Source organism: Ruegeria sp. BH6, assembly GCF_056538105.1.
The window spans coordinates 596,801-615,459 of record NZ_JBQFSR010000001.1 but is presented as its reverse complement, the minus strand read 5'-3'; the positions used below and the strand labels follow the sequence as shown (position 1 = coordinate 615,459).

16 protein-coding genes are annotated in these 18,659 nt (G+C 53.1%); 5 read left to right on the top strand and 11 right to left on the bottom strand.

Annotation, left to right across the window (positions count from 1 at the left end):
• Nucleotides 1–12: 12 nt before the first annotated feature.
• Together ACR0B8_RS03095 and ACR0B8_RS03090 are read right to left on the bottom strand one after the other, a co-directional pair.
• On the bottom strand, nucleotides 13–282 hold the full coding sequence (locus ACR0B8_RS03095) for a DksA/TraR family C4-type zinc finger protein (RefSeq protein ID WP_170577447.1): 270 nt from the start codon (nucleotides 280–282) through the stop codon (nucleotides 13–15).
• Nucleotides 283–339: 57 nt separating this feature from the next.
• A complete protein-coding gene (locus ACR0B8_RS03090; RefSeq protein ID WP_226688578.1) occupies nucleotides 340–1,314 on the bottom strand; it encodes a Gfo/Idh/MocA family protein in 975 nt (324 codons plus the stop codon).
• A gap of 152 nt (nucleotides 1,315–1,466) precedes the next feature.
• On the opposite strand from ACR0B8_RS03090, the gene ACR0B8_RS03085 reads away from it, so the two are divergent.
• Complete coding sequence (locus ACR0B8_RS03085; RefSeq protein WP_226688579.1) at nucleotides 1,467–2,645, top strand: dipeptidase; 1,179 nt, start codon at nucleotides 1,467–1,469, stop codon at nucleotides 2,643–2,645.
• A 207-nt stretch (nucleotides 2,646–2,852) separates the two neighbouring features.
• Nucleotides 2,853–3,932 (top strand): fasciclin domain-containing protein, encoded by a 1,080-nt coding sequence (locus tag ACR0B8_RS03080; RefSeq protein ID WP_480657771.1) that lies wholly within the window; start codon nucleotides 2,853–2,855, stop codon nucleotides 3,930–3,932.
• 48 nt (nucleotides 3,933–3,980) lie between these two features.
• Here ACR0B8_RS03080 and rpoH read toward each other — a convergent pair whose 3' ends face one another.
• On the bottom strand, nucleotides 3,981–4,877 hold the full coding sequence (gene rpoH, locus ACR0B8_RS03075; RefSeq protein ID WP_170348370.1) for an RNA polymerase sigma factor RpoH: 897 nt from the start codon (nucleotides 4,875–4,877) through the stop codon (nucleotides 3,981–3,983).
• A gap of 146 nt (nucleotides 4,878–5,023) precedes the next feature.
• Nucleotides 5,024–6,058, bottom strand: a complete 1,035-nt coding sequence (locus tag ACR0B8_RS03070) for an RluA family pseudouridine synthase (RefSeq protein ID WP_226688581.1) — start codon at nucleotides 6,056–6,058, stop codon at nucleotides 5,024–5,026.
• On the opposite strand from ACR0B8_RS03070, the gene ACR0B8_RS03065 reads away from it, so the two are divergent.
• On the top strand, nucleotides 6,057–6,362 hold the full coding sequence (locus ACR0B8_RS03065; protein WP_170357932.1) for a DUF6476 family protein: 306 nt from the start codon (nucleotides 6,057–6,059) through the stop codon (nucleotides 6,360–6,362). The two genes, ACR0B8_RS03070 and ACR0B8_RS03065, sit on opposite strands and share 2 nt — an antisense overlap.
• A gap of 3 nt (nucleotides 6,363–6,365) precedes the next feature.
• Here the strand turns inward: ACR0B8_RS03065 and ACR0B8_RS03060 are convergent, their stop codons facing one another.
• From ACR0B8_RS03060 to ACR0B8_RS03035, 6 genes are all read right to left on the bottom strand, one after another.
• Nucleotides 6,366–7,349, bottom strand: a complete 984-nt coding sequence (locus ACR0B8_RS03060; RefSeq protein ID WP_170357930.1) for a hypothetical protein — start codon at nucleotides 7,347–7,349, stop codon at nucleotides 6,366–6,368.
• Nucleotides 7,350–7,380: 31 nt separating this feature from the next.
• A complete protein-coding gene (locus ACR0B8_RS03055) occupies nucleotides 7,381–8,379 on the bottom strand; it encodes a glycosyltransferase family 2 protein (protein ID WP_170357928.1) in 999 nt (332 codons plus the stop codon).
• 134 nt (nucleotides 8,380–8,513) lie between these two features.
• On the bottom strand, nucleotides 8,514–10,505 hold the full coding sequence (locus ACR0B8_RS03050; protein ID WP_170357926.1) for a hypothetical protein: 1,992 nt from the start codon (nucleotides 10,503–10,505) through the stop codon (nucleotides 8,514–8,516).
• The gene (locus ACR0B8_RS03045; RefSeq protein ID WP_170348364.1) at nucleotides 10,502–11,443 is read right to left on the bottom strand and encodes a hypothetical protein; all 942 of its coding nucleotides are present in this window, start codon (nucleotides 11,441–11,443) and stop codon (nucleotides 10,502–10,504) included. The genes ACR0B8_RS03050 and ACR0B8_RS03045 overlap by 4 nt, the downstream gene beginning before the upstream one ends.
• A 5-nt stretch (nucleotides 11,444–11,448) precedes the next feature.
• Nucleotides 11,449–12,432 carry a glycosyltransferase family 2 protein gene (locus ACR0B8_RS03040; RefSeq protein WP_170357924.1) on the bottom strand — a complete coding sequence of 328 codons (984 nt, stop codon included), beginning with the start codon at nucleotides 12,430–12,432 and terminating at the stop codon, nucleotides 11,449–11,451.
• 890 nt (nucleotides 12,433–13,322) lie between these two features.
• The gene (locus ACR0B8_RS03035) at nucleotides 13,323–14,264 is read right to left on the bottom strand and encodes a response regulator (RefSeq protein ID WP_170357922.1); all 942 of its coding nucleotides are present in this window, start codon (nucleotides 14,262–14,264) and stop codon (nucleotides 13,323–13,325) included.
• A 557-nt stretch (nucleotides 14,265–14,821) separates the two neighbouring features.
• On the opposite strand from ACR0B8_RS03035, the gene ACR0B8_RS03030 reads away from it, so the two are divergent.
• Entirely contained in the window at nucleotides 14,822–15,562 is a 741-nt protein-coding gene (locus tag ACR0B8_RS03030) for an acyl-homoserine-lactone synthase (protein WP_226688584.1), read from the top strand.
• Nucleotides 15,563–15,965: 403 nt separating this feature from the next.
• On the top strand, nucleotides 15,966–17,102 hold the full coding sequence (locus tag ACR0B8_RS03025) for a response regulator (RefSeq protein WP_226688585.1): 1,137 nt from the start codon (nucleotides 15,966–15,968) through the stop codon (nucleotides 17,100–17,102).
• Between the two features lie 63 nt (nucleotides 17,103–17,165).
• On the opposite strand, the gene ACR0B8_RS03020 is transcribed toward ACR0B8_RS03025, so the two are convergent.
• Nucleotides 17,166–18,530 (bottom strand): cytochrome P450, encoded by a 1,365-nt coding sequence (locus ACR0B8_RS03020; protein WP_170409423.1) that lies wholly within the window; start codon nucleotides 18,528–18,530, stop codon nucleotides 17,166–17,168.
• Between the last annotated feature and the right edge of the window lie 129 nt (nucleotides 18,531–18,659).

Here is an 18,659-nt window from a genome sequence, read left to right as displayed (position 1 = left end):
CTTCGAATCTGCTTACTTCAACTGACTGTCTTTAGAGCCACGCCGATTGATCCCAGAACGCGCTTTGAAAGCCCCATCCCGTTCCTGCTGGCAATCCAGACACAGTTTGACGCCCGGCAAGGCCAAACGCCGTTTCTCGGGGATCGGTTCCTCGCATTCGGCGCAATGGGTCAGGCTTTCGCCCACTGGCTGCATTTGCGCCTGCATCCGGGCAAGCTCATCCGAAATGGATGCTTCGATTTGTTCACTCACTGCGCCGTCACGCGCCCAACCGCCTGCCATGGCGTCCTCCTGATCAGGTGCACGCCAGATTAGCCGAGCCGGACGCGACGTGGCAAGTCAGAGGGAAACCGCCCCTTCCAGCACGCGATCAATCATCTCCTGCGTCCCGCGTGAGAATTCAAGCGGACATGGGTATTTGACACCTTCGCGCAAGGATCGGCAAAACGCCTCGACCTGCAGCTTGTAATGGTCATCCCCGGGAAAGCGCGTGACCTGAACCTCAAGCCCCGGACGGTGCAATTCCACGCGCGCCTCACCAAAGACGCGTGCGTTGAACGGAGCAGTCAGGCGAATAACCCCACCTTCACCGTGAAACACCATCTCTTGATGCGGATGCATGCGGATCGAGACATAGGCGGAATAGGTAAAATCTGGAAATTGTGCGCGAATTTCCGTGAAAGTGTCGATCCCTTCCTGCCATCGGATGGCTGACTCCACCCGCACAGGTTCCTGCCCTGTCGCAAACCGCGCGCCGCCGATCACATAAACACCGATGTCGCGCAGCCCGCCACCGCCGGTCTCGGCACGATTGCGGATGTTTCCGGTATCCGCGCGATTGTCGAAACTGAAGGCACCGGTCACATGCACCAATTTGCCGATGGCCCCATCGGAAATCAACTTTCGCACCAATTGCCACTGCGGATGATGGACGATCATGAAAGCCTCGGCCGCCAGCAGCCCGGTCTTATCCCGTTTTTGGATCAGAGTGTCGAACTCGGCCCCGGTCATGGCCATCGGCTTTTCACACAGTACATGCTTACCCGCTTCTAGCGCCTTCAGACTCCATTCCACATGCAGGTGGTTGGGCAAGGGAATATAAACAGCCTCAATCTGTGGGTCCGCAAGCAACGCGTCATAACTGTCATAAACCACCAAGTCAGAACAAAAGGCCCGAAACGGTTCAGCCTTGGCAGCGTCTGACGTGGCCAGCCCGGCCAGACGCGCGCCGTGGGCCGCATGAATCGCCGGTGCCATGAATTGCCGCGCGAATTTGGCAGCACCCAGAACGCCCCATTGAACTGGTATATGCATAATTTCCTCCGACCTGTGTAATCAGGGGCGATCCAATCGTTATCGCTAACAGCCCCATTTCCTGACCTTCTAGCAACCATCCGACGTTAAGTCAGGCTTTTATCTGCATAGAACCTTCGTAGTCTGCCCCCAATGGTTGAAAGGGAGTGAGAATGAAACGGGTCCTCAAGTGGATTGGCGGTCTGCTGTTGCTTGCAGTTGCGGTCGGTGCCGTCGTGTTTTTCGGATTTCTTCCGTCTTATATTGAAGCCGAGCGGAACAACGTGATCGCCCATGCCCCTTATGAGGTGTCCGACGATGCCGCCGCATTGCACGAAACCCTGATCGTCGGCGACCTACACGCAGACCCCCTTTTGTGGAGCCGCGATCTGACCGAACGAGGCACCCGCGGTCAGGTAGATATCCCACGACTGATCGAGGGTAACGTCGCGCTACAGGTTTTCACCGCCGTCACCAAATCCCCTGCCGGTCAGAACTATGAGGCGAACTCGGCTGAGTCTTTTGATAACATTACCCTTTTGGCCATCGGACAGTTGTGGCCATTGCGCACGTGGGACAGCCTGAAGGAACGCGCCGTCTATCAGGCGGAAAAGCTACATCAGTTCGAAGCGGCCTCGGACGGGCATCTGAAAGTCGTCAAGACAAGGGCTGACCTGGACGCCGTGCTGGCTGCCCGAGCGGCAGGCCAACCCGTTGTCGGAGGCATCCTAGGCATTGAAGGCGCGCATGCTCTAGAGGGCGATCTGAACAATCTGGACGCTCTGTTCGACGCCGGCCACCGAGTGTTTGGACTGCACCACTTTTTTGACAACGAACTTGGCGGATCATTACATGGGGTGGGCAACGCTGGCCTGACAGAGTTCGGCCGTCAGCTTGTGGCGGACCTAACGCAACGGCCCGTAGTGATCGATTTGGCCCATTCCAGCCCTCAGGTCGCGCGTGACGTGATCGATATGACTGATGTTCCCCTGATCGTCAGCCACAGCGGCTTGCACGGATTCTGCCCGGTCAAACGCAATTATCCCGACGATCTGATGCAACAGATTGCCGCCACCGGCGGTGTAATCGGCATGGGCTATTGGGCGGACGTTACCTGCGGGGACATCACCCCGAACGGCATCGCCAAGATGATAAAGGCAGCCATCCAGACCGTTGGCGAAGACCATGTCTCGTTGGGGTCAGACTATGATGGCTCAGTAGAAACCGCATTTGACACATCGGAATTGGCGGCCCTGACCTCGGCATTGTTGGATCAGGGATTGACCGAAGCTCAGGTTCGGAAAGTGATGGGTGAGAATATGGTGAGAGTTTTCCAGCAACAATTGAACTAGTTGCACCTTGTGATTCAAATTGTTGAAATTTAAATGAGATTCGGTGCCGCCAAACCGGATCTTATCCGGGCTCTCAATTGATAAATCCGAATTTCGTGATCCGTTTTCCAACTCTCCCCGTAACATCTTTATCGCCGGGGAGAGAAACCTGACCTGTCAGCATTACTCCCGACCAAAGGCGCGCAACCGGGTGGGAGATAAACCGATATGCCAGCTAATACAGAACTACCTTCGATTACCGGAAAAGTCCTGGAACTAAGCGGGGACCCGGGATCCTTCGACCATAACGCTCATGATTTCGACATCCTTCGCGAGGCCGTTCTTGCAGCAGGTCTGGACGGAGCGTTGGCCGACCCCAACGCCGATCTGACCGTTTTTGCGCCGAAAGATGCGGCATTTATCGGATTGGCTCAGGCTTTGGGCTTTGAAGGCTCGGACGAAGCCGGAGCGATCAATCACATCGTGAAAGCCCTGACCCTTTTAGGCGGTGGCGATCCGATTCCTCTGCTGACCGAGATTCTAACCTATCACGTCGTCGATGGGTCATTCACGAAACAAGAGGTCGTCAGTTTGGGTGACGGTGCGGCCATCGAAACGCTGCAGGGTGGTGAAGTGGAACTGAACCTTTCCAGCATGCCACCCAGCCTGGGCGATGCGGACCCGGGAATCGACGATCCAGGTCTTGTCGGATTCGACGTTCCCGCCTCGAACGGGATCATTCACGTTTTGGATGGGGTTCTGCTGCCGGTATCCGTGACCGGCATCCTTGGCCAGAAGAATACAGATTTCATTCTGGGAGATGACTCGGACGAATTCCACTTCACCGGTCGTGGCAAGGACTTTGTGCATGGTGGTGGCGGAAATGACGTCATCGGCGCCGGTCGCGGTAAGGATATTGTTCTAGGTGGTGATGGCAATGACACCATTTTCGGCGGGCGCGGCATGGATATACTGCGCGGCGATGATGGGAACGACAAAATCTTTGGCGGTCGCGGCAAAGACCTGATCGATGGCGGCGCTGACGATGACTTTTTGGTCGGCGGCCGTGGGCGTGACACCTTTTTCTTCGAAGAAGGCGACGGAGAAGATACCATCCTCGACTTCGAGATCGGCAAGGACAAGATCGACCTCAGCGGCTACGACGGTATCGACAGCTTCGAGGATATCGAAGACCACATCGAAAGCGGGTTCTTCCGCACCACAATCGAGTTGGGAGATGGCGACAGCATTGACCTGCTTGGCGTTGGAAACAGTCAACTGTCGGAAAGCGATTTTATCTTCGCGTAAACGAAAAAGCCCGCCATCTAAGGCGGGCTTTCTTTGCTTGGGTCCGTCTCAGACGTTGCCCAGCATCCCTTTTTCACGCGCCAATTCGCGCATTTTCTTTTGGAGCTTCTCAAACGCACGAACCTCGATCTGACGAATACGCTCGCGGCTGACATTGTACTGCGTACTCAGGTCCTCCAGCGTGACGGGCTGATCCATCAAGCGGCGCTGAGTCAGGATGTCCTTTTCCCGATCATTCAGGACTTCCAGAGCAGCCGCCAGAAGCTCGCGCCGGGCGTCCAGCTCGTCGCGGGCTTCGTAATCGCCAGCCTGATCGGCATCCTCATCCTCAAGCCAATCCTGCCACTGCATGGTGCCTTCGCCTTCGGACCCAACAGTCGCGTTCAACGAAGCGTCGCCACCGGACATGCGGCGGTTCATGCTGATGACTTCTTCTTCGGTCACGCCCAGATCATTGGCGATCTGCTTGACGTTCTCGGGACGCAGGTCGCCTTCTTCCAGCGCGCCAATGCGTGCTTTGGCTTTGCGCAGGTTGAAGAACAGCTTTTTCTGCGCGCTGGTCGTGCCCAGTTTCACCATGGACCACGACCGCAGGACGTACTCTTGGATCGAGGCGCGTATCCACCACATGGCATAAGTCGCCAACCGGAAACCTTTTTCCGGGTCGAACTTTTTGACAGCCTGCATCAGGCCCACGTTGGCCTCGGAAATCACCTCGGCCTGCGGCAAACCATAACCGCGATAGCCCATGGCAATCTTAGCCGCCAATCGCAGATGCGATGTGACCATTTTATGAGCCGCTTCAGTATCTTGCTCTTCGACCCAACGCTTCGCCAGCATGTACTCTTCTTCCGGCTCCAGCAGCGGAAATTTGCGAATTTCCTGCATATAGCGGTTCAGGCCGCCTTCTGGCGTCGGCGCGGGGAGATTTGCGTAATTTGCCATGATTCATGTCCCTCCGACAAATGTTTAATTCGTTAACATGGGATATGGGAGGTCGTCCCAATCCGTTCAAGAGGTACCGTTAACAGTTTGGAATTAACGATAGATAAAGGAAACCAAAGAAAGTCTTAATCACGTAACTTTGCGCATTATGTCAGCGGTGCGCAAAGCTGTTCAATCAGTTTCTGCATATCTTCGGGCAATTCGGCCTCAAACCGCAGGTTTTCACCAGTTACCGGGTGTTCAAAACCCAACACAGCGGCGTGGAGCGCCTGCCGCGGAAAGGCTCTCACGGCCTCGGCTGTGGTCGCGCTGAACGCCTTGGCGGCCAGTTTTCGCTTGCCGCCGTAAACCGGATCGCCCACCAAACCGTGCCCGGCATGGGCCATGTGTACGCGGATCTGGTGCGTGCGCCCGGTTTCCAACCAGCATTCGATCAAAGCCAACCCTGCTGGTGATCCAAAAACCTCAACCAGACGTGCCCGCGTCACCGCATGACGCCCGCCATGAAACAGCACCGCCTGCCTTTGCCGGTCGGTCTTGTGCCGTGCCAGTTGCGTGGTCAGGCGCATGATGTTTCCGGGCTCGAAGCTGACGCCTTTGACACCGCGCAAACGAGGGTCATTCGCATCCGGCACGCCATAGCAAATCGCGCGATAGTAGCGCTCGACCGTGTGCGCCTCGAACTGTGCAGCCAGACCGTGATGGGCCGCATCGGATTTCGCCACCACCAGCAGGCCGCTGGTTTCCTTGTCGATGCGATGTACAATTCCGGGACGCTTGACCCCGCCTACCCCGGACAGGTCGTCACCGCAGTGATGCAGCAACGCATTGACCAATGTACCGCTCGGAGACCCCGGCGCAGGATGCACAACCATGCCCGCTGGTTTGTTGATAACGATCAGGTCTGCGTCCTCAAAGACAATCTCCAACGGGATATCTTCGGGACCAATATGGCTGTCCTCTGCCTCATTCACGGTAATCGCCACGGATGCGCCCTCGGCCACTTTGGCTTTTGGGTCGCGCGCCTCGATGCCGTCGATCAGAACAGCGCCCTGATCAATCAGCCGGGCCAACCGCGTGCGCGAGAGGTTTTCATCGGCTGGTACATCCCGCGAAAGCGCCTTATCAAGACGAGGCGGCGGATCGGCCGCAATCTGAAATTCAATCTGGCGGGTGCCCATGACTGTCCCTTCCGAACCCCAAGAACCGCAGGAAACACCGCAGCTTCGCCTGCTGCGGAGAATGGTCATGTTGTTGACCGCGGTGATGATTGGCGGGGTTCTAGTGACATTCGCGCTGATTGTCATCCGACTATCGGACAGAACCCCCACCCTGCCCGATCAGATCGAGCTTCCAGACGGCGCCAAAGCACAGGCAGTGACAATCGGCAGCAACTGGTATGCGGTGGTGACCGATGACAACCGTATTTTGATCTTTGACAAAACAACCGGTCGCCAGCGTCAGGAAATCACCGTCGAACGGTAGGGTTCAATCCTCTAGCGCCATGCGAAAGACGATCTCGGACGCGCGGCGCAGGGCGTCGTATTCCTCGGGCGTGTCGCGTCGGAATTTCTGGTCTTCTTCGTTTAGCTCAACCGGTTCAAACAACCTTGGCCGGTCGGGAAAGAACTCTTGCTGGAATGTGACGTCTTGCTTGGTCAAATACTCATCCAGCCAGGCCCGCTCGTCCGGCTCCAGCACATCATAGCTCCGGATCATGACCGGATCACTGACCACGCGCCGACGCAGCTGGCGACTTTCCTTGCGGCCCATGGAACGTGAGACAATGCCAAAAGCTTCGCTGGCCACACGCGACTGAGATTGGTTAGCGGGCTGTTTAGCCGCCGTGCCGTCCGGCAAAGGCACGCCTATGCGCGACATGAAATCATCCACGATATGGCCTTGGACCATCTGAGCGCGATCATACATCATCGGGACAATCGTAACGCCCGGAAAAGCCTGCCGGATTTGGTCCAGTTTCGCCGAAAAGGTGAAAGTGCCAGGGTCATTCTTGATTTTCGCCAGCCTGTCCCGGACATATTCCGACGCGCTGGTGCCCATACGTCCATTCTTAGCGCGCTGCTTGTAGTCGGCTTCAAAGAAATCCGAGTAGCGGCGGCAATAGTAGGTGATCCTTAAGTCGCGAGAGGGGATTTCCGCGAAGACCTGTGCCAACTTGTTCAAGTCGCAGGAATAGAACATCTCTGAAGACACTAGGCAGGTTTGATCGCTGTGCGCCTCATACTCGGTTGCCATCAACGCGCGGAACGGGTCCATCGACTCATTGGTCTGATTGATGCGAAAGGCGATGATGTTGTGGCTGATCGCCAGACGTCCGCTCCCTTCCAACCGACGACGGCCCGCCTCAAGATAATGCAAGCCGACATCAGCCAGTGGGGCCTTGTTCTGACGCACATATGCCTGAAGCGCTGTCGTGCCGGTCTTGGGCATACCCAAATGCAGCCAGAGCATCAGAGACCTCCTGTTTTGGAAATATGCCTGCTCATTCCCTGTGACTGGCCGCAAAATCCGCCGTCATCTGCTGCATGAGGTCCTGCATCTCTGGTTGCGCCCGCAGGTCCATGATCTTCTGCCTGTGCAGATCGCAGGACAAATGATGCAGCCGGGCCGTTTCAGGATCTGACAGCAACTCGTAAAAATGTTCGCGCTTGCGATCCAGGATGACATCGATCGAGCCATCTTCCTCGGCGTTTTGGTTCATCATGTTCCAATAGTCCATGCCAAGGCTTTCCCCCAGATGGTGGGCCCGCCCGCGCATTTTCTTGACCAGGTAGCTTTCACAGGACTTCAGCGCATAGTGATTGATCTGAACCAGATCATACCCAATGGAATCCCGCGCCGAGCGCCAACTGGCGCTAAAATACCGGTCCGGCATCAATTGTCCCGATCCATTGTACCAGTGACAATCTTCCATGGTCTCAACTGTCGGGCGTTTGGGTCGATGAACCCCCAGCGCACTCCAAAGTTCGCGCTGAAACATCGTTTTGAAACCCCAGGCTTGCGGTGGACGGTATTTCTGCTCTTGCGCCGCTCGTCGAAACTGGTCCGACAGGAATCGATCCTCATATCGAACGACACCAGCATTTCCGAACAGGCGCCATGTCATCGAAATCATCTTAGCGTCCGGAACGGCATCGGTCAGCGCGCGCAGAGTGTTATCACCAGTTTTGACGTTGATATGTTCATCGGCATCAATCACGATCACCCAATCCTGTGGGCGCGCAACTTCCATCTTCAGGAATTTTCTGTAGGCGCGTTTTTGCGGGCTGGTCTGGCGGCGAGAATTATTGTCGACGTGGGTCAGGATGCCACGCTCATCCAACCGCTTTAGCAATTCATCCGTGCCATCGGTGCAGTCATTGGTCATCACAATCATCTGGTCAACGCCAAGCGCGCGGTTATGGGCCACCCATTCCAGCACAAAAGGGCCCTCGTTCTTCATCGGGGTAACGCTGATATACCGCGGGTCCTTTTCAGACACTTATTCGCCTCATGTTTAACTGCATATTGAACTTGCGCTCGAAGTTCTGCGGTTTTCGTTCTCGCCACAGCCTAGGCTTAGTGGCTGCGACAGCCAAGAGTATTCCGGCGACGTTCTGAAAGCCTGTGCCATTCTCATCGAGTACGCGCCAACTGATTTGCAAAACGTTTATACGGCGGGAAAAGGTCATGCGCTTTTTGCAAGTAAGGTCTTGCCTTACTTTTCTTCCCGCGCCGCAACAAGATTTGCCCGGCCTCCCCTTGTATGACGGGCGTAGTTTCATCAAGGTCAGCAGCTTGAATAATCTGATTTTGCCCTTGTTCCATGGCATTGTTCCTTATCAGGAATTTCCCCATCGCATAGATCAGAAACGGATTGCCCGGATCGCAGGCCAAAGCCTCTGCTATTGTCATTCGTGCGCGCGTTTGATCCTGATCAGCCTCGTAGAGCGTGGCCAGCCTTAGATGGTACAGCGGGTTTTCCGGCCAATCTGACGCAGTTTTGCGCATCTCATCCACGGTTTGCGAAAGAGAAAAAACATCCTGATGCCAATTCAGCATGGCCTTGGCGGCGGACACGGCTGGATCGTCACCTTCGATATTTGCCAAATTATCCAAGCTCTCGCGCAGGCGCTCTTGACGAAATGGATCGTTCGAAAACCTTCGAGCTTTTTGATCCAAGGTAAGATCAGACCAATCCAGCAGAACAAAGTCAAAATTGCAGGGCTGACGTGCCAGCACTTTATGCTGAACCAAATACAGGTTGTTAAAGGGAGGGAAGCGCCGCCGCCGCACCTCTCGCTGCAACCGCCAGTCTGTTGGCGGAAACAACCGTGCTGACACCTGACCGCGGTACAACATCCGCGACCCAAGCACCGCAACGTCAGGGCGCATGGGTTTGGCCCAAAACGCACGGGCCAAATATCGGCTGGCGGACCACCTTTTCTTTTGTGCGCCCAGAGTAGCCGCCCGAACGGCCAAAAGAACAGCATAATCCTCGGGCCAAAGATCGGAACTCTCTAACCCAATTTTGGCCAGTAGCTCGCTTTCCTTCCACTTTGAAAGGTAAAAACAGTTTATTGACTGCAAAAGCGGCATGAACGCATTGTCCGCCTTTTCCTGCAGAATCGGCTTGGCCAGATCATAGGCTTGTTCAATCCGGTCCTGCGCACAAAGATACTGCGCCGCCTTGGCATAGACATGAGCCGCCTCAGAGACATTTAGAAAGGCACCGGGCCCCTTGGCCACCCGATCAATCACGCGGTGGCTTGCCGACGAAATCTCTTCCTCTGTCAAGACATCCTTGAACACTAAACGCTGCCGTCCCGAGATGCGGGCCGCCGCCATCGAAAACGCCGAGATAAAGGGCGCAACCACCTGTTCAGCGCGTGACATCGTATACAACTCGAGAAAGTCGCGCTGCGCGCGGGGCATGCCTGTCACATCCGCAATGTCGGACATCTGCAGCAATTGCGGAAACCGTTTTTGAAACCGGGTAATCAGTTCGGGTTGGTCGGAAAACATAATGGACGTTTGTCCAGCAGTTTTCTCCAGATGCGCCTCGTACAGTTCCTCGGGTTCGATCTTGGCGGGCCAGGTTGTGTGTTTCCACGGCGAACCGTTCAGAATGTCGCCCCGTCGGATGTGATAGGCCGTCACCCCCTGCCCCGACAGCTTTTCATCCGTCCGGTCCATGATGGCGCGGATTTCGTCCGTAAAGCCGATCTGATGGATGAAATCCCGATACCGAGGGCGGATCGCTTCGATATCCTCCCAGGGAAAGGCCAGCACTTCGAACCCTTCCTCGACCACAACCGACCGGCCCGAATTGAGATGCGCGATCAGGCGGTCTGGGGTTTTATCCCCTTGAAAGGTCCAGATTGGCAAAGCCTTGTCGCTGAGTTTTTCAAACGCCTTTGCACTGAGGAATTGCGCATCCATCCAATCCTGAGCAAACAGTTCCTGCGGATGATCCAGCTCGGGTGCATCCGATCCTTTCGGAAACCAATTGACCTTGTAAGTGGTGTCAAAATCCTCGGCCAGACGAATGCAGGTCAGCATCATCAGCAGGCGCGCGCCCATGCGGTCTTTGCGCTGGCCGATGAACACTCCTTTCGCAGGCGTCATTGGGACTTCTCTGCCTCAACCAATGCGGCGCGACGCAGTATGCGGAATTTATGGCGCGCCTGACCCACCAACTTTGGGTGACGTTCGCCTGCCTGCGCCTCAATCGCGCGCATCACCATCGGCAACCGGCGCCGTGCGCGCATCATCTGATAGAAATCACCTGCCTCAAGCGATCCGTCCATAGCCTTCTGCATGACGGGCTTGAGGATACCCAGCTTGCGCAACATAGGGGCTGCAAAATGGTTCGAAAACCATGTCTTAAGCAGCATGACATTTTCACCCTTCAGCCGAGTGACCTGCTGCCGGTCAAGATCGAAAAACGGGTCATAGAAGACATAGGCCTTACCCGCCTGCTTCACCGTCTGCGCGGCGTCACCATATGGCAGATCCCAATCCTGCACCCGCCCGAAACGATACCGCGTTTCCCACGGGACCAATCGTTCATCCAGTGACGTCTGAGGGTTAAATGCGATCACATTTGCGCCCGGGACCAATTCAGAAAAGGTCAGCGCCCCGAAGCCGCCCATCGAGGCCCCGGCAAAGACGACCTGGTCGAACTGATCGAAAAACCCTTCGGCTGCGCGGTTCTGGAAATACGTGATGATCTCTGGATCTCGATACCAGGCCTTGGTGCGCGCGAATATCCCCATATGCGACCAGCCCTCATCACGAAAGAACTTCCAACCCCAGGGTTCACGCGCAAAGGACAGGTCGTTCGCATTGGCGATATTGTCAAAACTGACAACCAGTTGCGAGGCAGAGCGTTGATGAAACAGCACCGAATGGCGTTCCAGCTTTTGCAGGAAACCGGCCCCATCTCCACCAGGATAGAGTTCGACAAACCACGGCGGTGCAGGGTCGGTCAGAATACGTTCATACCCCGTCTTGCGGTCGGGGTGATCGGGTTTCAACTGCTCTTTCGAAAGGTCGTCTGCCATGATCTTCAGATAAGATTATCCGCCAGCCAAACCCGAAAATCCACCCAGTCAGGCCGCATTTTTATCTCGGCGACCTTGGCACGGTGCCAGTCACAGGCCTTTGCGTGCAGCGCGCCCAACGTTTCGTCCGCCTTCAGTTCTGCCAACAATGGCGCCGCGCGTCGTGCGATGGGCTGAATGGATTGGTCAGCTTCTTTGTTGGCATTCATGTCCTGCCAGTAGGATTGCCCCTGATCCACTTTGATATGGTTGGTCCTCCCCCGGTCGCGCTTGATCAGAAATCCGTCCAACGATCGAACCGAGTAATGATGCAGGCGCCCAAGTGAATGATCGAACCCACGCCAAGCGCGCCAACCCACCTTTTCAGCCGGAAACAGCTTGCCCCCGGCGTCAGACCAGGCAATCTCACTTTCCTTGCCTTCTTCCATGCCCTTTGGGCGATGCGGGCCAAACCGGGTGAATTTGCCATTGTTGCGAAACAGGGTTTTAAGTCCAAACGCCCGGCCCGAATGGTATGGAAACTCCTGATCTCCCATCGCGAAGGTTTCGGTTACAGGCCTGTCTTCAAAACTGATATTGCCGGAACTGCCAAACAGTTTCCAAGCGAATGAAATCGCATCCACCTGCTGCCCTGCACGGTTTTCGACCTCGGTGATCAACGCGTCAAAGCTGTTGTCGCCGTGGCGGATGTTCCAGAACTCATCCACATCCAGACATAACAGCCAGTCCGCTTCCTTGACCTTGGGTTGACGCCGCGCCCGACGCAGCATCTGATGCTGTGGATTGCCCCCTTCTTTCACCTCGTTCGAGACATGGGTGGCCAACCCCAACTCCTGCAGTCGGCGGGCAATATCGTCGGTGCCATCGTCGCAATCGTTGGTGAAGATCACAAAGTGATCGACCCCCAATGTTTTATGAAACGCGACCCATTCCAGCATATAGGGGCCTTCGTTCTTCATCGTGGTGAATACGGTAATGGCCTGAGACATTAATACTTCCCGACTTGCGTTGACCTTCGTCATACACAACCCAGAAGGCGCGGGCGAGACAGGAATTGGAGTAATCAGCAATCCGGCACAAACTGGTGCAACTCTACCCCGATCCAAAGGGCTGATCGCCATGAATTAAGAAGAGAATGGTGCGGTCGAGATGCATTGAAGACTTGAACACGCATACTTCTGACCGTTTCTGGCTGCTTCAAGAAGTCGTCTAACTTACTGCAAAATAAAAAATATGGTTTCACTTCGCCTCAGAGTGGTTCACTGTGCCTCACACTAAAAGGTGGACCATAGGGTGGACCAAATTCCAGCACTCAACAAGCTATCATCATTGAAAGTGAAGAACACTCAAACCGGCTAGTGCTTGGATCGCGAGAACCTCTGGCTGCCAAAAACGACGGTGATGCTGGCAAGTAGTGCTTCGGGTTCATATCCACAGGCTTCGCAGAGGGATGGGGTTGGGTGCTCTGTCAGCCATAGCTCTAAAGATTCACGCCAAGAAGTAGAGAAATGGCGACCCGTAGCCCGTAAAGGCAAAGACCCCATCAAAGAACAAGAACGGATATGCCGGGAAGCTGCTTAGACCGATCACGCTTTGACCGTGGTCGCAAAAGAAACCTTCAGGAAATTAGAGAGAGGCGAATACGCCAGATCTCGCATCAGATCAAATTTCGAGAAGAAGCTTACCGGTTCTTTCTCCAAGTTGTTGCCGCCGGGTAGGCACTGAGAACGGACAAAGTAGGCCAAAAGCACAAAGGTTGAACGTCTGATGAACGAGCGCGCGGATCGATTTAAACCAGCAAAATGAAAAACTCAGGGCGTTCTAATGTATTTTTTACACCAACAGCCTAGTCTCAATCACCATCCATAAATGCAGTTTTTCAACCAATATTCGCCGCTCGGCATTCCGACATTTCAGCCATTTCGACGGCCTTGTCTATCAAGAACAACGCCTCCATCTTGGTTTTGGCTTTAAGCATAACTTCTTCGCTAACTTGGAAGCCAATTGGCCGACCTGAAGTGGTGTCACCGGAAACTTCTTTCAATGCCTCCGGAAGCGGAGCTCCTAACTGGTCCACGCTCAAATTAACTTGATTGTCGTAGATCACCAAGAACACGCCATTTCCCCAATAGGTCGCCACTTTACGCCCTTCCTGACTAGCTGACAGAACAGCTGTACCAGCTAAAGTCATGGCACTACGGAATTCACTGACCGTGCTCGTCTCATAGATTTGTTCGGCGCCTATACATTTCACCGCCACAAGCTTTGCAGCCATGGAGTGCATCGTTGAAAGCTGAATTACGTAGTTCTCAAATTCAGCTAACCCAATGAAACCGGGCAAATCTCCGAAACATTGCGGATCACTTAAGCGAACGTCCGGACTATTGCCAAAACACAACTCAAAATCCGCTTCAGCTTCCAGCACTTCGATTGCGGCTCTGCGTTCCGCTGCCATTCTATAGGCGTCAGACAACCTCTGCTTCAGATCAGAGAACTCAAAAGGCTTTGTAACGTAGTCCGTCGCCCCAACTCCGAATGCTTCGTCGATGTACTCTTTTTGCACCATGGCGGTCACCATGATAATAGGCGTGTAAGTGTAATCTGGTAATTTTCGCACTTCTTCGCAAAGAGTTATGCCGTTCATTTGCGGCATCTGCACATCCAATAGCAAGCAGTCGAACGCTTCGTTAGGTCGTGACAGTATTTCAATGGCCTCTGGCCCACTTCTGGCGGTGACGACGTCTTTATAACCGAACGCGTCTAGAACTCTATCTAGCAACTCCAGGATGCTAGGATCGTCGTCTACAGCAAGAATACGCATAACTTTTCACCAACCTTTTACACCTCACCAAACGTTGGGCATTGCAGACTTCAGGCAACGGTTGGCTCGCGCATGATACACTCAGGGTTTTCTCATCCTCTCTTACGAAGACGGCAAAACGGTGACACAAGGTGGGCTTCCTTATGTCTGTGCATTTTTTTAACTTGCGCAATTCTTCCCGTGCGAGAGCGCATACTGAAAAGCAAATCCCTCCAATTCTTTATGCCATTTTAACTTTGCTCCTATCAGCCGTCACGACCGCCTCGAAATACTATCGGATAGCGAAACCGCGCCTGATCCGGGCGAGAATTTGAAAGGAATACATAAGAGAAGCTGTATTTTTTCAAAATGTTGCCAGACATGGGGGAAAAAGTGGAACCTGCGGGAGAAAATAGAAGCCAAGAACTTTCTAAAGTTTTTGGTCAATTAGCGAAGGTAACCAAAGGAAGGGAGGAGATTTAGACACACCTATCCATCTATTCGGGCAACTACCGCATAGGGTTGTGGACTTGCTGAGTTGAATCTTGCCATAAGTGTGTCAGAAATATGAGTAAAATATGGACCAACCACTCAGGTATAAGCAGACATACCCGGTTCCGGAGGAGCTTCCGGAACTGACACCTGCTAACGGCACTTCAGGCGCACCAAATACTTTGGCGCGACTAGAAATATTTGCTGCCAATAGCAGTCCGCCAATGCCACGTGGCAACATTGGCCATATTCGTGCGACTACACTTAATTTTCGCAATATTTCCGAGCATGGCACCCTTCTGACAAAATACCTTGAAACCAGAAAATCAATTTTCATTGACCAGTTAAAGTGGCAAGTTGGTGAAGCTGACGGGATGGAATTTGACCAATACGACACGCCAGCCTGTCGATGGGTTGTGTTGCATGAATTCGGTGAGGTCTTAGGAGGTGTGCGACTTCTACCCACGACTGCAGAGTGCGGGGTATACAGTTATATGCTGCGCGACGCGCAAAGAGGTATCCTTAAAGGAATACCAACTGACGTTCTATTTATTGACGCTCCGGTAAAGCGCTCTGTTTGGGAAGCATCCCGTTTCTTCGTGGCAAAGGATGTTGCATCGTCGCGCAGGCTTTCGGTTCAACAGGAGTTGTTTCACCAGATGACTACTGTCGCGATGGAAGGTGGTGCGACCAGCATCCTGGGCATCGTCCCCTCAGTCTGGGCACGGTGGTCACGGCGACTGGGCATCAATGCCTCGCCTGTCGGCGCAAAGTTTTCCATCGATGGCACCATCAGTCAGTCGGTTTTATTCAACATCCACAAGTAAATAGAACACCTAACCCACTAGATTGTCTTATTTACTCTTGGACGCCCGACGCATATTTCATTGCAACTAAGGTTGATTTTAAGACTATTGGGAAAACTCGGCTGTATTGCATTTTCGTGGGGTTTCCAGAGTCGATGCTTAGACTTCCAACCGTTGTTCATTTCCGTAGTTTTGCGATCTTAGACTGCCCTTTAGCGCCAACAGATTGCCGAAAAAATAACGTTAAGAGAAAGCGACGCTAGTTCACAACAATAACTGGCAATTCGTTATTGAGGCCGTTGGCGCCAAATAAAGGTCAAGAAAAAGCCCCTTTCTACGAAGACTTTCTCCATTTTTGCCGCTGTTTCGGCCCACTCTCCTCATAAGTTTATCCCGTTATGAGGATATCGACGGTTCACCAGTTATGAGACATTCCACATTTGGCAGTGATCGGTTCCAAAGAAATTTAGAGCATCGAGCGCAAAGAAAGGCCGCACTTACTGTACTGGCGGTTGATGATGATCCTGACATTTTGAAATTGCTCCAGTCAGCACTTCCTGAACTCGAAAACTGCAATGTGGCTGCTGCCAGTTCAGCTGATGAAGCGCTTGGGATGATAGAAGCAGCAGAATCCCCGTTCGACTGTCTGCTTGTTGACATTCAGATGCCTGGAACCTCAGGGATAGAGTTGCTTTCACAAATCCGAAACCTGCCGGAAAATCTGGAAACACCTGTCATAATGCTGACTGCACTGGATGACAGGCACAACATCGAGAAGGCATTTTTAGAAGGCGCGTTTGATTATGTAACTAAACCCTTCGACTTCTTTGAATTGCGCAGCCGTATGAACGCTGCTCACCTTCTGATGATGGAAAGAAGGAAAACCCAATCCTCATCGGCGTCGATAGAAAATCTTCGCAGTGAATTGGATTTCAACCAGAAATTCAATTTCAAGGATCCTTTGTCTATCGACGAGCAGGAACAATGCTTGGGGTATGTCGAATTCGATAACTATGTCGAGCAGCTTTCACGGAGGCGTCGATTTGACACCTGGGTCACCGCAATCAAATTTCGTGACGCCGAGTATCACTTTGATCTGAAGAATTTTGGTGATTTTCGGCGATCTGTTTCCGACATTGGATTCTGCATTGAAAGAACAACACAGGCTGCTGGAGGAATCTATTCCTATCGCGGGAGTGGCGTATTTCTCGTTGTTACACATGGGAGGGAACGCACCCAGAATATTCCGACCGAAGCTTTCCTAAACCAAGAACTAGGGACTGTTCTCAGCAACCGCTGCGCATCTGTCCATCTTAAAGTGGTGAAAGGTACACCGGTATCGCTTCGTTCTTTTACGAAGGTTGGAGCATTCGCCTCTTTGGACACGGCTATCAAAAAAGTGAATCATCGTGAGGCCAATCTCAGAAAGGGTCTGGTTACAACCTCTTCCACATTTTCAGAGCCCACACCGCATCGCAAAGAAATGGTCAACGATAGATTGTTTGATGTAGTCTTGCGTGAGCTGTACGGCGATAACACTTACCTCACTCGCCGGCAGTAAGCTAATTCTATCGCCAGGCCTGACGTCGATCAAAGGTCAGGCACTGGAGTTTAGATATCAACTTTATTCGCGAACCCGTTCGGCATTGAGGATGAGTGGGCCACTGGTACGCATGGTGAATGTCAAAACTGGTTCCGGTAATTCAGACTCTGTAATCGAAAAATTTATTCGACGGAGCACCGAAGCCATAAGTACCATGATTTCAGTTTCAGCGTACTGAGCACCAATGCAGATTCTGGGACCATCTCCAAATGGAATGTACTGACCTCGAGGTAGTGTAGATCCCAAGAACCGTTCCGGTCGATAGTGGTCAGGAGCATCCCATAGTTTTTCGTTTCTGTGCAAAGAGTAAACTGGGAAGAACAGCGCGTCACCATTTGCAATCTTTACCCCTTTGATTTCAAGGTCGGCAGTTGCGTCTCTAGCAAAGAACGCGGCTGAAGGGTAAAGCCGCAGCGTCTCTTTTACATGGGCGCGCAGGAGTGGCATTGCCTCCAGGTCAGAAAACTCCATTGGACCTTTGGGGCGAACCGACCGAATTTCTTGTCTAACCTTAGCTTGCATATCTTGGTGCAACGCCAGCAGATAATACCCCCAGGCCAGAGCGTTGGCGGAAGTTTCATGACCAGCGACGACAAAGGTTAAAAGGTTGTCAACGGTTGTCGCTTCATCCTCGAAATCTGTTTTCAACGCCTCAATCATGAAATCGAGGAAATCCTGTGGCTCGCTGCGGCATTCGGAGCGACGCTGATCAATAACCTGTCTGGCAAGGTTCCGCATATTAGTCACCGGGGCCAGGCTGCGTAGCCAATTCTTGCGCGGCACCCACTTTGGCAAACCCATTAAATCGAAAAGAGACAAATCAGAAATGTACTCAAAATACTTGATCAGCCCCACGCGTATTTGCTCTGAACTGACTTTCTTGTTACCCGAAAAAATCACCCTGGAAATATTCGTCAACGTTGATGCAGGTGCAATTTGTGCAACATCTACGGGGCCTTCGTGTTCCGCCAATGAATCTGCAATCTCGACACCAGTCTCTGCAAAATGCCGAGCCAGAACCGGGAGGTTCCTGGCGGCGAATAGTGGAGAATACCTACGCCGCTGCTGACGCCATTTTTCCCCTTCAGAGAGTATCAACCCGTTGCCTACAGCCGATCCAATAATGTCTTTAGTGAACTTGGCTTTGGGAAACGAACGGCCCTGCCCGACAAGTAGCTCGGTTATTATTTCAGGATCGCAGATATAGTGTATGTTTAAAGGCCCACGAACATAAGTTTCACGCAGAGTTTCGGCCGGGATGACTTCAAACATGTTTCGACCAGCGGACCTTGCAAACTGAAGCAGTGTCACCGGCTTTTTTGCAAGCCTAGCCGAAACAGGAGCGACAGCGCCCTGCCCCAACTTCGTAAATTCAACTGCAGTCAAACCCCAACCCTTTTAGATTTTCTCCTTCTTTATGGCACATTAAGATAAAAAAAATTGCACTTAGCAACGAGATCGTCAATTCTGGGCGCCCCACACTGCATTTGCGCAACAAAAATTTTTCAACCTCTC

Excerpts from the sequence above, each read along its gene's own strand:
- ACR0B8_RS03095 (WP_170577447.1), bottom strand. The coding sequence starts at position 282 with ATGGCAGGCGGTTGGGCGCGTGACGGCGCAGTGAGTGAACAAATCGAA.
- ACR0B8_RS03090 (WP_226688578.1), bottom strand. The coding sequence starts at position 1,314 with ATGCATATACCAGTTCAATGGGGCGTTCTGGGTGCTGCCAAATTCGCG.
- ACR0B8_RS03085 (WP_226688579.1), top strand. The coding sequence starts at position 1,467 with ATGAAACGGGTCCTCAAGTGGATTGGCGGTCTGCTGTTGCTTGCAGTT.
- ACR0B8_RS03080 (WP_480657771.1), top strand. The coding sequence starts at position 2,853 with ATGCCAGCTAATACAGAACTACCTTCGATTACCGGAAAAGTCCTGGAA.
- rpoH (WP_170348370.1), bottom strand. The coding sequence starts at position 4,877 with ATGGCAAATTACGCAAATCTCCCCGCGCCGACGCCAGAAGGCGGCCTG.
- ACR0B8_RS03065 (WP_170357932.1), top strand. The coding sequence starts at position 6,057 with ATGACTGTCCCTTCCGAACCCCAAGAACCGCAGGAAACACCGCAGCTT.
- ACR0B8_RS03070 (WP_226688581.1), bottom strand. The coding sequence starts at position 6,058 with ATGGGCACCCGCCAGATTGAATTTCAGATTGCGGCCGATCCGCCGCCT.
- ACR0B8_RS03060 (WP_170357930.1), bottom strand. The coding sequence starts at position 7,349 with ATGCTCTGGCTGCATTTGGGTATGCCCAAGACCGGCACGACAGCGCTT.
- ACR0B8_RS03050 (WP_170357926.1), bottom strand. The coding sequence starts at position 10,505 with ATGACGCCTGCGAAAGGAGTGTTCATCGGCCAGCGCAAAGACCGCATG.
- ACR0B8_RS03045 (WP_170348364.1), bottom strand. The coding sequence starts at position 11,443 with ATGGCAGACGACCTTTCGAAAGAGCAGTTGAAACCCGATCACCCCGAC.
- ACR0B8_RS03040 (WP_170357924.1), bottom strand. The coding sequence starts at position 12,432 with ATGTCTCAGGCCATTACCGTATTCACCACGATGAAGAACGAAGGCCCC.
- ACR0B8_RS03035 (WP_170357922.1), bottom strand. The coding sequence starts at position 14,264 with ATGCGTATTCTTGCTGTAGACGACGATCCTAGCATCCTGGAGTTGCTA.
- ACR0B8_RS03030 (WP_226688584.1), top strand. The coding sequence starts at position 14,822 with ATGGACCAACCACTCAGGTATAAGCAGACATACCCGGTTCCGGAGGAG.
- ACR0B8_RS03025 (WP_226688585.1), top strand. The coding sequence starts at position 15,966 with ATGAGACATTCCACATTTGGCAGTGATCGGTTCCAAAGAAATTTAGAG.